At 62.3% G+C, this 13,429-nt stretch carries 27 protein-coding genes; all 27 read left to right on the top strand.

Translation table 11 applies throughout. From position 1 onward, the window contains the following. Positions 1-11: 11 nt before the first annotated feature. The 27 genes from tuf to rpsD all read left to right on the top strand — a co-directional run bounded on the left by tuf (position 12) and on the right by rpsD (position 13,404). Complete coding sequence (gene tuf, locus GBG68_RS11225) at positions 12-1,202, top strand: elongation factor Tu (protein ID WP_152147315.1); 1,191 nt, start codon at positions 12-14, stop codon at positions 1,200-1,202. Between the two features lie 8 nt (positions 1,203-1,210). Further along, positions 1,211-1,522 carry a 30S ribosomal protein S10 gene (gene rpsJ, locus GBG68_RS11230; protein WP_152147341.1) on the top strand — a complete coding sequence of 104 codons (312 nt, stop codon included), beginning with the start codon at positions 1,211-1,213 and terminating at the stop codon, positions 1,520-1,522. 71 nt (positions 1,523-1,593) lie between these two features. After that, positions 1,594-2,244: a 50S ribosomal protein L3 gene (gene rplC, locus GBG68_RS11235; protein WP_152147343.1), complete on the top strand. Its 651-nt coding sequence runs from the start codon at positions 1,594-1,596 to the stop codon at positions 2,242-2,244. After that, complete coding sequence (gene rplD, locus GBG68_RS11240; RefSeq protein ID WP_152147345.1) at positions 2,244-2,858, top strand: 50S ribosomal protein L4; 615 nt, start codon at positions 2,244-2,246, stop codon at positions 2,856-2,858. The genes rplC and rplD overlap by 1 nt, the downstream gene beginning before the upstream one ends. Beyond that, complete coding sequence (gene rplW, locus GBG68_RS11245) at positions 2,855-3,151, top strand: 50S ribosomal protein L23 (RefSeq protein WP_152147347.1); 297 nt, start codon at positions 2,855-2,857, stop codon at positions 3,149-3,151. The genes rplD and rplW overlap by 4 nt, the downstream gene beginning before the upstream one ends. Positions 3,152-3,169: 18 nt before the next feature. Beyond that, on the top strand, positions 3,170-3,994 hold the full coding sequence (gene rplB / locus GBG68_RS11250) for a 50S ribosomal protein L2 (protein WP_152147349.1): 825 nt from the start codon (positions 3,170-3,172) through the stop codon (positions 3,992-3,994). A 24-nt stretch (positions 3,995-4,018) separates the two neighbouring features. Then, positions 4,019-4,294 carry a 30S ribosomal protein S19 gene (gene rpsS / locus GBG68_RS11255; protein ID WP_152147351.1) on the top strand — a complete coding sequence of 92 codons (276 nt, stop codon included), beginning with the start codon at positions 4,019-4,021 and terminating at the stop codon, positions 4,292-4,294. A gap of 9 nt (positions 4,295-4,303) precedes the next feature. Further along, positions 4,304-4,636 (top strand): 50S ribosomal protein L22, encoded by a 333-nt coding sequence (rplV, locus tag GBG68_RS11260; protein WP_152147353.1) that lies wholly within the window; start codon positions 4,304-4,306, stop codon positions 4,634-4,636. Positions 4,637-4,648: 12 nt separating this feature from the next. Then, positions 4,649-5,344, top strand: coding sequence for a 30S ribosomal protein S3 (gene rpsC / locus GBG68_RS11265; RefSeq protein ID WP_152147356.1), 696 nt, complete (start codon positions 4,649-4,651; stop codon positions 5,342-5,344). Between the two features lie 11 nt (positions 5,345-5,355). Further along, the gene (rplP, locus tag GBG68_RS11270; RefSeq protein ID WP_152147358.1) at positions 5,356-5,769 is read left to right on the top strand and encodes a 50S ribosomal protein L16; all 414 of its coding nucleotides are present in this window, start codon (positions 5,356-5,358) and stop codon (positions 5,767-5,769) included. Next, a complete protein-coding gene (gene rpmC / locus GBG68_RS11275) occupies positions 5,769-5,969 on the top strand; it encodes a 50S ribosomal protein L29 (protein ID WP_152147360.1) in 201 nt (66 codons plus the stop codon). The genes rplP and rpmC overlap by 1 nt, the downstream gene beginning before the upstream one ends. Beyond that, complete coding sequence (gene rpsQ, locus GBG68_RS11280) at positions 5,969-6,232, top strand: 30S ribosomal protein S17 (RefSeq protein WP_152147362.1); 264 nt, start codon at positions 5,969-5,971, stop codon at positions 6,230-6,232. Before rpmC ends, rpsQ begins: the two co-directional genes overlap by 1 nt. 43 nt (positions 6,233-6,275) lie before the next feature. Further along, positions 6,276-6,644 (top strand): 50S ribosomal protein L14, encoded by a 369-nt coding sequence (rplN, locus tag GBG68_RS11285; protein ID WP_152147364.1) that lies wholly within the window; start codon positions 6,276-6,278, stop codon positions 6,642-6,644. Positions 6,645-6,655: 11 nt separating this feature from the next. Continuing rightward, entirely contained in the window at positions 6,656-6,976 is a 321-nt protein-coding gene (gene rplX, locus GBG68_RS11290) for a 50S ribosomal protein L24 (protein WP_152147366.1), read from the top strand. 10 nt (positions 6,977-6,986) lie between these two features. Next, positions 6,987-7,526, top strand: a complete 540-nt coding sequence (rplE, locus tag GBG68_RS11295; RefSeq protein ID WP_152147368.1) for a 50S ribosomal protein L5 — start codon at positions 6,987-6,989, stop codon at positions 7,524-7,526. A 9-nt stretch (positions 7,527-7,535) separates the two neighbouring features. Next, a complete protein-coding gene (rpsN, locus tag GBG68_RS11300; protein WP_152147370.1) occupies positions 7,536-7,841 on the top strand; it encodes a 30S ribosomal protein S14 in 306 nt (101 codons plus the stop codon). A gap of 35 nt (positions 7,842-7,876) precedes the next feature. Next, positions 7,877-8,269, top strand: coding sequence for a 30S ribosomal protein S8 (gene rpsH, locus GBG68_RS11305; protein WP_152147372.1), 393 nt, complete (start codon positions 7,877-7,879; stop codon positions 8,267-8,269). 15 nt (positions 8,270-8,284) lie between these two features. After that, a complete protein-coding gene (gene rplF, locus GBG68_RS11310) occupies positions 8,285-8,818 on the top strand; it encodes a 50S ribosomal protein L6 (RefSeq protein ID WP_152147374.1) in 534 nt (177 codons plus the stop codon). Positions 8,819-8,831: 13 nt separating this feature from the next. Continuing rightward, on the top strand, positions 8,832-9,185 hold the full coding sequence (gene rplR, locus GBG68_RS11315) for a 50S ribosomal protein L18 (RefSeq protein WP_152147376.1): 354 nt from the start codon (positions 8,832-8,834) through the stop codon (positions 9,183-9,185). A 14-nt stretch (positions 9,186-9,199) separates the two neighbouring features. After that, the gene (gene rpsE / locus GBG68_RS11320) at positions 9,200-9,703 is read left to right on the top strand and encodes a 30S ribosomal protein S5 (RefSeq protein WP_152147378.1); all 504 of its coding nucleotides are present in this window, start codon (positions 9,200-9,202) and stop codon (positions 9,701-9,703) included. A 2-nt stretch (positions 9,704-9,705) separates the two neighbouring features. After that, on the top strand, positions 9,706-9,894 hold the full coding sequence (gene rpmD, locus GBG68_RS11325; protein ID WP_152147380.1) for a 50S ribosomal protein L30: 189 nt from the start codon (positions 9,706-9,708) through the stop codon (positions 9,892-9,894). A gap of 3 nt (positions 9,895-9,897) precedes the next feature. Further along, on the top strand, positions 9,898-10,332 hold the full coding sequence (gene rplO, locus GBG68_RS11330; RefSeq protein WP_152147382.1) for a 50S ribosomal protein L15: 435 nt from the start codon (positions 9,898-9,900) through the stop codon (positions 10,330-10,332). Then, a complete protein-coding gene (gene secY / locus GBG68_RS11335) occupies positions 10,333-11,664 on the top strand; it encodes a preprotein translocase subunit SecY (protein ID WP_226801776.1) in 1,332 nt (443 codons plus the stop codon). A 112-nt stretch (positions 11,665-11,776) separates the two neighbouring features. After that, entirely contained in the window at positions 11,777-11,893 is a 117-nt protein-coding gene (rpmJ, locus tag GBG68_RS11340) for a 50S ribosomal protein L36 (protein ID WP_152147384.1), read from the top strand. 80 nt (positions 11,894-11,973) lie between these two features. After that, complete coding sequence (rpsM, locus tag GBG68_RS11345; protein WP_152147386.1) at positions 11,974-12,330, top strand: 30S ribosomal protein S13; 357 nt, start codon at positions 11,974-11,976, stop codon at positions 12,328-12,330. Positions 12,331-12,374: 44 nt separating this feature from the next. Next, entirely contained in the window at positions 12,375-12,767 is a 393-nt protein-coding gene (rpsK, locus tag GBG68_RS11350) for a 30S ribosomal protein S11 (protein ID WP_152147388.1), read from the top strand. A gap of 16 nt (positions 12,768-12,783) precedes the next feature. Then, on the top strand, positions 12,784-13,404 hold the full coding sequence (gene rpsD / locus GBG68_RS11355; RefSeq protein ID WP_152147390.1) for a 30S ribosomal protein S4: 621 nt from the start codon (positions 12,784-12,786) through the stop codon (positions 13,402-13,404). The last annotated feature ends 25 nt before the right edge of the window (positions 13,405-13,429 follow it).

The raw sequence follows: 13,429 nt of genomic DNA on the forward strand, positions 1-13,429 counted from the left end.
CGAGGTGAGCCGTGTCCAAGTCGAAGTTTGAGCGTAGTAAGCCGCACGTAAACGTGGGAACGATCGGTCACGTTGACCATGGCAAGACCACTCTGACCGCGGCGCTGACGAAGGTGCTGGCGGAGACCTATGGTGGTGACGCCCGTGCGTTCGACCAGATCGACAACGCCCCCGAGGAGCGTTCCCGTGGTATCACGATCTCCACCTCGCACGTGGAGTACGAGTCCGACCAGCGCCATTACGCGCATGTGGATTGCCCGGGTCATGCTGACTACGTCAAGAACATGATCACCGGTGCCGCCCAGATGGACGGCGCGATCCTGGTCTGCTCCGCGGCCGACGGCCCGATGCCCCAGACCCGCGAGCACATCCTGCTGGCCCGTCAGGTGGGTGTGCCGTTCATCGTGGTCTACCTGAACAAGGCGGACATGGTGGATGACGAGGAGCTGCTGGAGCTCGTGGAGATGGAAGTGCGCGAGCTGCTGTCCGCCTACGATTTCCCGGGTGACGACACTCCGGTGATCACCGGCTCCGCGCTGAAGGCCCTGGAGGGTGACAGCAGCGAGATCGGCGCGCCGTCGATCGTGCGTCTGGTCGCGGCGATGGACGAGTATATCCCGACGCCCGAGCGTCCGGTGGATCTGCCGTTCCTGATGCCCATCGAGGACGTGTTCTCCATTTCCGGCCGCGGCACCGTGGTGACCGGTCGCGTGGAGCGCGGCATCGTCAAGGTGGGCGAGGAAGTCGAGATTGTCGGCATCAAGGACACCGTGAAGACCACCTGCACCGGTGTGGAGATGTTCCGCAAGCTGCTGGATCAGGGTCAGGCCGGCGACAACGTGGGTGTGCTGCTGCGCGGCACCAAGCGTGATGACGTCGAGCGTGGCCAGGTGCTGTGCAAGCCCGGCTCCATCAACCCGCACACCAAGTTCGAGTGCGAAGTGTACGTGCTGTCGAAGGAAGAGGGCGGTCGTCACACCCCGTTCTTCAACGGCTATCGTCCGCAGTTCTATTTCCGCACCACCGACGTGACGGGTTCCTGTGACCTGCCGGAAGGTGTGGAGATGGTGATGCCGGGCGACAACGTGAAGATGACTGTTTCCCTGATCGCGCCGATCGCGATGGAAGACGGTCTGCGCTTCGCCATCCGCGAAGGTGGCCGCACCGTCGGCGCCGGCGTGGTCTCCAAGATCATCGAGTAAGTGTAGTCATGGCGAACCAGAGAATTCGTATTCGCTTGAAGGCATTCGATCATCGCTTGATCGATCAGTCTGCCCGCGAAATCGTCGAGACGGCCAAGCGCACCGGTGCCCAAGTGAAGGGCCCGATCCCGCTGCCGATCAAGAAAGAGCGTTACACCATCCTGATTTCACCGCACGTGAACAAGGATGCCCGTGACCAGTACGAAATTCGGACGCACAAGCGCCTGATGGACATTGTTGATCCGACGGACAAGACGGTCGATGCGCTGATGAAGCTCGACCTGTCCGCCGGCGTCGACGTACAGATCAAGCTGTACTAGGGCGTTACGCGCTACAGCGGGACTCCCCTCCCTTCGAGGGGTAGTCCCATTTGTCTCTAGAGAGGGTAACGATGGGTATCGGAATCGTCGGTCGTAAGTGCGGCATGACGCGGGTTTTCACCGAGGAAGGTCAGTCCGTCCCGGTGACCGTCATCGAAGTCACCCCCAACCGCATCACGCAGTTGAAGACCCCTGAGGTCGACGGCTACCGCGCGGTGCAGGTGACGGTGGGTGAGCGTCGTGCGTCCCGTGTGAGCAAGCCGCAGGCAGGTCATTTCGCCAAGGCGGGCGTGGCCGCCGGCCGCGGTGTGTGGGAGTTTCGTCTGGAAGACGGCGACACGTTGGAGCTGGAAGTTGGCGGCGAGATCAAAGCCGACACCTTCGAAGTCGGCCAAGCCGTCGATGTCGTCGGCACCAGCAAGGGCAAGGGCTTCGCGGGTGTGGTCAAGCGCCACAACTTCCGCACCCAGGACGCCAGCCACGGTAACTCCCTGGCCCATCGTGCTCCGGGTTCCATTGGTCAGAACCAGAGCCCAGGCCGCGTCTTCAAGGGTAAGAAGATGGCTGGCCAAATGGGGAATGCGCGCACCACGGAGGCGAACCTGCAGGTCGTCAGCGTCGATGCGGAGCGCAATCTGCTGTTGGTCCGCGGCGCGGTGCCGGGCAGTGTCGGTGGCGACGTGATCGTGCGTCCTGCGACCAAGACGAAGAGGGCTTCCTGATGGAGTTGCAGCTTCACGAAGCCGCCGGGAAGGGTGGCAAGATCGAGGTGGCGGAATCCGCCTTTGGGCGCGAGTTCAACGAAAGCCTGGTGCATCAGATCGTGGTGGCCTACATGGCGGGCGGTCGCAGCGGCACCAAGGCCCAGAAGACGCGCTCCGAGCGCCGTGGTGGCGGGGCCAAGCCCTGGCGGCAGAAGGGCACCGGTCGTGCCCGCGCCGGCACCACGCGCAGTCCGATCTGGCGCAAGGGTGGTATCACCTTCGCCGCGAAGCCGCGTAGCTACGACCAGAAGGTCAACAAGAAGATGTACCGCGCCGGCATGGCAGCGATCTTCTCCGAGCTTGCCCGTGAAGGTCGTCTGCTGGTGGTGGAGTCCTTCGATCTGGACGTGCCCAAGACCAAGGCGCTGGCCGAGCGGCTGGACGCCCTGGGTACCAAGGATTGCCTGATCGTCACGCCGGAGATCAGCGAGAACCTGTTCCTGGCGGCGCGCAACCTCCATACCGTGGATGTGGCCGACGCTGACAGCGTCGATCCGGTGAGCCTGGTCGGTTTCGAGAACGTGGTGATCACGGTGGATGCCGTGCGCCAGATCGAGGAGTGGCTGGCATGAATCAGGAACGTATCTACAAGGTGCTCAACGGGCCCCACGTGTCCGAGAAAAGCACCCTGATTGCGGAAGGTGCGGGTCAGGTGGTCTTCAAGGTCGCCAAGGCCGCCACCAAAGCCGAGGTTAAGGCCGCCGTCGAACAGTTGTTCGAGGTCAAGGTCAAGGATGTTCGCGTGGCGAACATGAAGGGCAAGCAGAAGGGCTTCGGTCGCGTGCGCGGTCGCCGCTCCGACTGGAAGAAGGCGTACGTCGCGCTGGAAGAAGGCCAGGAACTGGACTTCATTGGCGGCGAGTAAGTAGACAAGGGCAATACGATGGCACTGGTCAAGACCAAACCGACCTCCCCCGGCCGCCGCTTCGTCGTTCAGGTCAAGGATGCGTCCTTGCACCGTGGCGAGCCTTACGGCCCGCTGGTGGAGAAGCTGAACAAGAGTGGCGGGCGCAACAATGCCGGCCGCATCACCACTCGCCATCGTGGCGGTGGTCACAAGCGCCGTTACCGCGTGATTGACTTCAAGCGGAACAAGGACGGCGTGCCTGGTCGCGTAGAGCGGATCGAATATGATCCGAATCGCAGTGCGAATATCGCATTGGTACTTTATGCGGACGGCGAGAGAAGGTATATTATCGCGCCTCGCGGGGTTAAGGCCGGTGATCCGGTCCAGTCCGGTAGCGACGTTGCCATCAAGCCCGGTAATGCGCTGCCGCTGCGGAATATCCCGCTGGGTACTCAGGTGCACTGCATCGAGATGAAGCCCGGCAAAGGCGCCCAGTTGGCGCGCTCGGCCGGTGCTGCGGTGCAGCTCGTGGCTCGCGAAGGTGCTTACGCCACGCTTCGGCTACGCTCCGGCGAGACCCGTCGGGTGTTGGCCGACTGCAAGGCCACCGTGGGTCAGGTCGGTAATCCCGAGCATTCCTTGCGCTCCCTGGGCAAGGCCGGTGCGACCCGTTGGCGGGGTGTGCGCCCCACGGTGCGTGGCGTGGCCATGAACCCGGTCGATCATCCGCACGGTGGTGGCGAAGGTCGCACCTCCGGCGGGCGTCATCCGGTCACCCCCTGGGGTGTGCCGACCAAGGGCCACAAGACCCGCACAAACAAACGCACCGCAGGCCTGATTGTGCGCCGGCGGAAACGTTGATCGGATACAGAGGTTGGGTGAACAGTGCCACGTTCAGTTAAGAAGGGACCGTTCGTCGACGGGCATCTGCTGGCTAAAGTGCAGCAGGCCGTGGAGAGCAACAGCAAGCGTCCGATCAAGACCTGGTCGCGTCGCTCGATGATCGTGCCGGACATGGTCGGTCTGACCATTGCCGTGCATAACGGCCGCCAGCACGTGCCGGTTCTTGTCAACGAGAACATGGTCGGCCACAAGCTGGGCGAATTTGCTGCCACCCGGACGTATCGCGGCCACGCCGCGGACAAGAAGTCCAAGCGCTAGAGGTGAGTCATGGAAACGGCGGCCAAGCTTAAGTTTTCGCATATCTCGCCGCAGAAGGCGCGTCTGGTCGCGGACCAGATCCGCGGCTTGGCGGTGGACAAGGCTTTGCAGGTGCTGGAGTTCAGCCCCAAGAAAGCCGCGCACATCATGAAGAAGGTGCTCGATTCGGCTATTGCCAATGCCGAGCACAACGAAGGCGCGGACATCGACGAGCTGCGCGTGGTGCGCGTGATGGTCGACGAAGGCCCGGTCATGAAGCGCATTCGGCCGCGGGCCAAGGGCCGCGCGAACCGCATCCTCAAGCGTACCAGCCACATCACTGTGGCGGTCGCGGAAAAGTAAAGAGGCATCGGAATGGGTCATAAAGTACATCCCACCGGCTTCCGCCTGGGCATTACGGAAGACTGGCGTTCCATGTGGTACGCCGACAGCAAGGATTTCGGTGACTACCTGAACACCGACCTGAAGGTCCGTAATTTCATCAAGAAGAAGCTGGCGCACGCGTCGGTGAGCCGCATCCGCATCGAGCGGCCGGCCAAGAACGCCCTGGTGACCATTCACACTGCCCGTCCGGGCATCGTGATCGGCAAGAAGGGCGAAGACATCGAGAAGCTGCGCCGCCAGGTGGTCGAGCTGATGGGTGTGCCGGTGCACATCAACATCGAGGAAGTTCGCAAGCCGGAACTGGATGCCCAGCTGGTGGCCGAGAATGTCGCACAGCAGCTGGAGCGCCGGATCATGTTCCGCCGCGCCATGAAGCGTGCGGTCGGCAATGCCATGCGCATCGGCGCCAAGGGTATCAAGATCAATGTCGGCGGCCGCTTGAACGGTGCTGAGATCGCGCGCAGCGAATGGTACCGCGAGGGCCGGGTGCCCCTGCATACCTTGCGTGCCGACATCGATTACGGCTTCGCCGAAGCCAAGACCACCTACGGCATCATCGGTGTCAAGGTGTGGGTGTTCAAGGGCGAAGTGATCCAGGCCGATGCCCAGCAGGCGGCCGAGACTAAAGGCAAGGGCAAGGGCGACACCGCCGCGGCCCGGCAGTAGGAATCAGAGCCATGTTGCAGCCAAAGCGTACCAAGTTTCGCAAACAGCAAAAGGGCCGGAACCATGGCCTCGCCCAGCGCGGCGAAAAGGTCAGCTTCGGCGAGTTCGGCCTGAAGTCCACCACCCGCGGTCCGGTTACCGCGCGCCAGATCGAAGCCGGTCGTCGTGCGATCAACCGTCATATCAAACGTGGCGGCAAGGTGTGGATCCGCATCTTCCCGGACACCCCGATTACCGGCAAGCCGCTGGAGGTTCGCCAGGGTAAGGGTAAGGGTAACGTGGATCACTGGGCGGCCAAGATTCAGCCGGGCCGAGTGCTTTACGAGATTGAAGGCGTCTCCGAGGAGCTGGCCCGCGAGGCGTTCCGACGCGCCGCGGCCAAGCTGCCGGTGCAGACGACCTTCGTACAACGGACGGTGCTGTGATGAAAGCGTCAGAGTTGCGTGAGAAAGACGAAGCCGCGCTGCGGCAGGAGCTGAGCGAGCGCCTGAAGGAGCAGTTCAATCTGCGGATGCAGCAGGCGACCGGGCAGCTTGCCCGGCCCGATCAGGTGAAGGCGGTCCGCCGGGACATCGCCCGCATCAAGACGGTGCTTAACGAAAAGGCGACGGCAGGTAGCGCGTGATGAGCGAAGAGCAGAAGGTACAACGGTCGGTTCAGGGCCGCGTGGTCAGCAACAAGGGCGACAAGTCCATTACGGTGCTGGTTGAGCGCCTGGTGCGGCATCCCCTGTACGGCAAATACATTCGACGTTCGAGCAAGATGCACGCTCACGACGAGCAGAACGAGTGTCGTGAAGGCGATCTGGTGGCCATCGAGCAGTGCCGGCCGCTGTCGAAGACCAAGTCCTGGCGTTTGGTCAAAGTGGTTGAGCGGGCGGCCGAATAAGGTCGTTCGGCAGTAGGAACACAACGGTAGGCGGGTACGTGCGATGATTCAGATGCAGACCCAACTGGATGCGGCCGACAACAGCGGCGCGCGTCAGGTCATGTGTATCAAGGTGCTTGGTGGCTCGAAGCGGCGGTATGCCCGCATCGGGGACATCATCAAGGTCAGCGTCAAGGACGCCATTCCCCGTGGCCGCGTCAAGAAGGGCGAGGTCTACAACGCGGTGGTGGTGCGTACCCGCAAGGGCGTGCGTCGGCCGGATGGCTCCCTGATTCGTTTCGACAGCAACGCGGCGGTGCTGCTGAACAACAACCTTCAGCCCATCGGTACCCGCGTGTTCGGGCCGGTCACCCGCGAGCTGCGCACCGAGAAATTCATGCGCATCATCTCGCTGGCGCCCGAGGTCCTGTAAGGGGAATCGACATGCGAAAGATCAAAAAGGGCGATGAAGTGATCGTCATCACCGGCAAGGACAAGGGGCGGCGCGGCGAAGTCGCGCGGGTGCTGTTCGAGTCCGACAAGGTGGTGGTCACCAACGTCAACATGGTGAAGAAGCACCAGAAGCCGAATCCGCAGCGTGGCGTGTCCGGTGGCATCATCGAGAAGGAAATGCCGCTGCACATCTCCAATGTGGCGATTTACAACCCGAGCACGCAGAAGGCGGACCGGGTTGGTGTGCGCACGCTTGAGGATGGCCGCAAGGTGCGGTTCTTCAAGTCGAACAACGAACTGATTGACGCGTAAGGTGGCCGCAATGGCAAGGCTGCAAGAGCTGTATAAATCCGAAGTGGCGAAGCAGCTGCAGGAGCGCTTCGGCTTCGACAACGTGATGCAGACCCCGCGTCTGCAGAAGATCACGCTGAACATTGGGCTTGGCGAGGCGATCCGGGACAAGAAAGTTCTGGAGACCGCACAGAACGACATCGCCAAGATCAGCGGTCAGAAGCCGATCGTGACCTACAGCCGCAAGTCCATTGCCGGCTTCAAGATTCGGGATGGCTGGCCGATCGGCGTGAAGGTCACCTTGCGTCGTGACCGCATGTACGAGTTCCTCGACCGCTTCATCAGCGTCGCGGCGCCGCGTATTCGTGACTTCCGCGGGTTCAATCCGCGCTCCTTCGACGGGCGCGGCAACTACAGCCTGGGCGTCACCGAGCAGATGATCTTCCCCGAGATTGACTTCGACAAGGTCGATGCGGTCCGCGGGATGGATATCACGATCACCACGTCCGCACGCACGGATGACGAAGCCAAGGCCCTGCTCGAGGGTTTCGGCTTCCCCTTCCGGAAGTAAGAGGCAGATATGGCAAAGATTTCCATGGTCGAGCGCGAGAAAAAGCGCAGCAAGATGGTTCGGCAGTATGCCGCCAAGCGGGAAGCGCTGAAGGCGATCATCGCTGATCCGAACAGCAGCGATGATGACCGCTTCGATGCGGTGGTGAAGCTGTCCGAACTGCCGCGGGATTCCAGCCCGGTGCGTCAGCGCAACCGCTGCCGCGTGACCGGCCGTCCCCGGGGCGTTTATCGCAAGTTCGGACTGGGGCGCAACAAGCTGCGCGAGGCGGCCATGCGGGGCGAGATTCCCGGCCTGGTCATGAGCAGCTGGTAAGCCAGCGCTAAACGGTTACAGGTAGGTAAGACAGCATGAGCATGACCGATCCCATCGCGGATATGCTGACCCGCATTCGCAACGCGCAGACAGCGCGCAAGGCGGATGTGGCGATGCCGTCCTCCAAGCTGAAGGTGTCCATCGCCAAGGTGCTTAAGGACGAGGGCTATATCGCCGATTATGAGGTGAGCGAAAGCGCCAAGCCGGAGCTGAACATCACCCTGAAGTATTACCAGGGTCAGCCGGTTATCGAGATGCTGCAGCGCGTCAGTCGACCGGGGCTGCGCCAGTTCAAGGGCAAGAACGCATTGCCCAAGGTGCGCGGCGGTCTGGGTGCGGCGATCGTTTCCACCTCCAACGGTGTAATGACGGAGAGAACAGCGCAGGCCCGTGGCTTGGGCGGCGAAGTTCTCTGCGTCGTGTTCTAAGGCGGGATTAGGGTCATGTCCAGAGTAGCGAAAGCACCGATTGCGGTACCGTCCGGGGTCGAAGTGGCCTTGGATGGTCAGCACATCAAGGTCAAAGGCCCGAAAGGCCAGCTCGAGTGGAACGTGCACGAGTGGGTGCAGGTCGGCCGCGAAGGCGACGAACTTCAGGTCTCTACCCGCGAAGAGAAGCAGGCGGCCGTGGCGCTGGCCGGCACCACCCGTGCGCTGGTCGCCAATATGGTGGCGGGTGTTTCCAGCGGTTTCGAGCGCAAGCTGGAACTGCGGGGCGTCGGGTACCGTGCGCAGGCCCAGGGCAACACCTTGAACCTCACTTTGGGTTTCTCACACCCGGTCAACTACGCGGTGCCCGAGGGTATTACCGTCGAGACGCCGAGTCAGACCGAAGTGGTGGTGAAGGGTATCGACAAACAGCAGGTTGGCGAAGTGGCCGCCCAGATTCGCGCATATCGTCCGCCGGAGCCCTATAAGGGCAAGGGTGTTCGCTATGCCGGCGAGCGGGTTGTCATGAAGGAAGCCAAGAAGAAATAGGCGGTAGACCGGTATGGACAAGAAGCTTACGCGTTTGCGCCGGGCCGGCAGGGCTCGCGCCAAGATTCGGGAACTGGGCGCTCACCGGTTGTGCGTGCATCGTACGCCTCGGCACATCTACGCCCAGCTCATCGGCCCGGACGGCAGCACCACCACGGCGTCCGCGTCCACGGTGGAGAAGGAGCTTCGTGGCAAGCTCAAGGCTACCGGCAATCGAGATGCCGCGGCCGAAGTGGGCCGGCTCATCGCCGAGCGCGCCAAGGCGGCTGGTATCGAGGCCGTGGCGTTCGATCGATCGGGTTTTCGCTATCACGGCCGTGTGCAGGCCTTGGCTGAGGCCGCTCGCGAAGCCGGTCTTCAGTTCTAAGCAGGGACAAGATTATGGCGACGAATGAACAGGTAACGGCCGACGGCCTTCGCGAGAAACTGGTTGCAGTGAACCGCGTGGCGAAGGTGGTCAAGGGCGGGCGCCAATTCGGTTTCACCGCTCTGACGGTTGTCGGCGACGGCGAGGGTCGGGTCGGTTTTGGCTACGGCAAGGCGCGTGAAGTGCCCGCCGCGATCCAGAAAGCGATGGAGCGGGCCCGTCAGAACATGAGGTCGGTGGCGGTTAACGGCACTACCCTTCAGTACCCGGTACGCGCCGAACACGCCTCCGCGCAGGTGTTCATGCAGCCTGCGCCCGAGGGCACCGGCATCATCGCCGGCGGCGCCATGCGGGCTGTGTTCGAAGTGTTGGGCGTTCAGGACGTCGCAGCCAAGATGATTGGTTCCCGTAATCCGGTTAATGTGGTGCGCGCCACCATCAAGGGCCTGACCGAAATGGCCTCGCCGGAGCACGTGGCTGCCAAGCGTGGCAAATCGGTTGAAGAGATCACGGGTTAACCATGGCTAAAAGCAAACAGCTCAAGGTCACTCTGGTGCGTAGCGCGAACGGCCGCCTGGCCCGCCATCGTGCCTGTGTCGCCGGTCTGGGACTGCGTCGCATGAACCACAGCGTGCTGGTTCAGGACACCCCCGAGAACCGCGGAATGATCAACAAGGTCTCGTACCTGTTGTCGGTAGAGGAAGCGTAAACCATGCGCCTGAACGATCTCTCCCCCGCCAAGGGCAGCAAGCAGCCGCGCAAGCGTGTCGGCCGTGGCATCGGTTCCGGTCTTGGCAAGACGGGTGGCCGTGGCCACAAGGGTCAGCACTCGCGCTCCGGTGGTTTCCGCAAGGTGGGCTTCGAGGGCGGTCAGATGCCCTTGCAGCGCCGTGTGCCGAAAGTCGGTTTCCGCTCGCTCAAGGCCTTGACCACCGCGGAAGTGCGTCTGTCTGAATTGAAGTACGTCGAAGGCGATGTGGTGGATATTCACGCGCTGAAGGCGGCTCGCGTAATTTCCCGGAACATGCTGCGTGCGCGCATCATCGATTCCGGCGAGCTGGGCAAGGCTGTCACCGTGCGTGGCCTGGGCGTCACCAAGGGTGCCCGTGCCGCGATCGAACAGGCCGGCGGAAAGGTCGAGGATTAAGTGGCACGCGCACCGGCCAATGCAATGGGTGGCCTCGGCGGGCTGGGTAAGCTCACCGAGGTTCGCCAGCGTCTGGTTTTTGTGTTACTGGCGCTGGTGGTGTTTCGTTTCGGCACCCACCTCACGATCCCGGGGATCGACCAGGCGGCGCTCGCCGATATGTTCGCGCAGCAACGCGGCACCATCCTCGACATGTTCAACATGTTCTCCGGTGGAGCCCTGGAGCGGTTGAGCGTATTTGCGCTGAACATCATGCCGTACATCTCCGCGTCCATCATCATGCAGCTGCTTTCGGCCACCATGCCGAAACTGCAGCAGCTGAAGAAGGAAGGCGAGGCCGGCCGGCGCAAGATTACGCAGTACACCCGCTACGGCACCTTGGGTCTTGCCACCGTGCAAGCCATCGGTATCACCAGTGCGCTGCAGAGCCAGGGGGTGGCTGCGGTCACAGGTCCGAGCTTCATCTTCATTGGCACCATCAGCCTGGTGGCCGGTACGATGTTCCTGATGTGGCTGGGTGAGCAGATCACCGAGCGTGGCATCGGAAACGGCATCTCCCTGATCATTTTCGCGGGCATCGTCGCGGGGCTGCCGGCGGCGCTCAGCGGGACGCTCACCCTGGTCAATGAAGGCAGTCTCAGTCCTGCCGCGGCGCTGCTGCTGTTCCTGTTGGCGATCGCGGTCACCGCATTCGTCATCTTCGTGGAGCGTGGTCAGCGGCGGATCACCGTCAATTACGCCAAGCGTCAGCAGGGGCGGCGGATGTATGCGGCCCAGAGCAGCCATTTGCCGCTCAAGTTGAACATGGCCGGCGTCATTCCGCCCATCTTCGCGTCCAGCATCATTCTGTTCCCGGCCACTATCGGCACCTGGATGGCGGATGTGGAAGGGCTGGGCTGGCTGACGGGAATCGTCAACACCATGCGCCCGGGTGAGCCCATTTATGTGGCGCTTTACGCGGCCTTCATCATTTTCTTCTGCTTCTTCTACACGGCGCTGGTTTTCAACGCCAAGGAGACCGCGGATAATCTGAAGAAGTCGGGTGCGTTCATTCCGGGGATTCGTCCCGGCCAGCAGACGGCGAATTACATCGACAAGGTGATGACCCGACTGACGTTTGCCGGTGCGCTTTACATCACGGCGGTCTGTCTGCTGCCCGAGTTCCTGATTCTGTATTGGAACGTGCCCTTCTACTTTGGGGGTACCTCCTTGCTGATCATCGTGGTCGTGGTCATGGACTTCATGGCCCAGGTGCAGTCGCATCTGATCTCGCACCAGTACGAGCCGCTGATGAAGAAGGCCAATCTGAAAGGGCAAGGCCGCCCCTTCTGAGAGTTTGGATCAAGGGTGGCGGCTCCTTGCGGAGCCTCTGCCATTCGCGTTCGGGATTTGCTATACTGCGCGCCCTTTTTCGGGCGCGCCGATGTTTAGGTAGAGGGTAATCATGAAGGTTCGTGCCTCTGTTAAGAAGATTTGCCGGAACTGCAAAATTGTTCGGCGTCGCGGCACGGTGCGTGTCATTTGCAGCACTGACGCGCGCCACAAGCAGCGGCAGGGTTAAGTCCGGCGCGACGCTTGATGCGTCCTGTCGGCATTGGCTAACATAGCGGGTTTCCCGCGCTGAGGACTGGAGTTGGGTTTATGGCCCGTATTGCTGGCGTCAACATTCCGGTAAACAAGCACACGGTAATTGGCCTTACGTCTATTTATGGCGTCGGTCACAGTCGGGCGCAGGTGATCTGCGCGGCGACGGGTGTTGCGCCGGATCGCAAGATCAAGGACCTGACGGAGCAGGAGCTCGAGGCTCTGCGCACCGAGATCGGCAAGTACATCGTGGAGGGCGACCTGCGTCGCTCGGTAGCGATGGACATCAAACGGCTCACCGATATGGGGAGCTATCGTGGGTTGCGCCATCGTCGCGGGCTGCCGGTTCGCGGGCAGCAAACGCGTACCAATGCGCGTACCCGAAAGGGTCCTCGGCGTGGTCCCGGCAAGTAAGCCGGCCTCCCGTTTAGCTCTTTAGACTTCGTAGGACAGACGCAATGGCGAAACCGACCAGCAGCCGTGGGCGCAAACGCGCCAAGCGCACCGTAGTTGACGGCGTGGCTCATATCCACGCTTCGTTCAACAACACCATCATCACCATCACCGACCGGCAGGGCAACGCTCTGGCCTGGGCCAGTTCCGGTGGCAGCGGTTTCCGCGGCTCCCGCAAGAGCACCCCGTTCGCCGCCCAGGTGGCGTCCGAGCGCGCCGGTCGCGCGGCGCTGGATTATGGCCTGAAGAACCTCGAAGTCGAGGTCAAGGGACCCGGGCCGGGCCGCGAGTCCGCCGTGCGCGCGCTGAACAACGTCGGCTACCGCATCACCAATATTGCGGACGTCACGCCGATTCCGCATAACGGCTGCCGCCCGCCCAAGAAGCGGCGCGTGTAAGGCAAGGGGACGAATCATGGCGAGGTATATCGGTCCGAAGTGCAAACTCTCGCGTCGCGAGGGCACCGACCTGTTTTTGAAGAGCGGCGTACGCCCGCTGGACAGCAAGTGCAAGCTGGAGACTCCTCCGGGTCAGCACGGCTCCCGGCGCACCCGTATCTCCGACTACGGCCTGCAGCTGCGCGAGAAGCAGAAGGTGCGCCGCATGTACGGCGTGCTGGAGCGGCAGTTCCGCAACTATTACGGCGAGGCCGCCCGGCGCCGTGGCGCCACGGGCGAAGAGCTGCTGCGAATGCTGGAGACCCGGCTGGACAACGTGGTCTACCGGCTTGGTTTTGGTTCCACCCGTTCCGAAGCGCGTCAGCTGGTGGCCCATCGCGCCATCCAGGTGAATGGCCGGACCGTGAACATCGCCTCCTTCCAGGTGAAGCCCGGCGATGAGATCGCTGTCAAGGAAAAGGCCCGTAGCCAGGTGCGCATTCAGGCCGCGCTGGAACTGAACCAGCAGAACGGCCTGGTGGACTGGGTCGAGGTGGACGCCAAGAAGATGGTCGGCTCGCTCAAGCGCCGCCCGGACCGTTCGGACCTGTCCGCCGACATCAACGAGCACCTGATCGTCGAGCTGTACTCCAAGTAACGGCGCGGCGCTGATTGTTGCAAGC

The organism is Alkalilimnicola sp. S0819 (genome assembly GCF_009295635.1).
Classification (GTDB): domain Bacteria; phylum Pseudomonadota; class Gammaproteobacteria; order Nitrococcales; family WHIW01; genus S0819.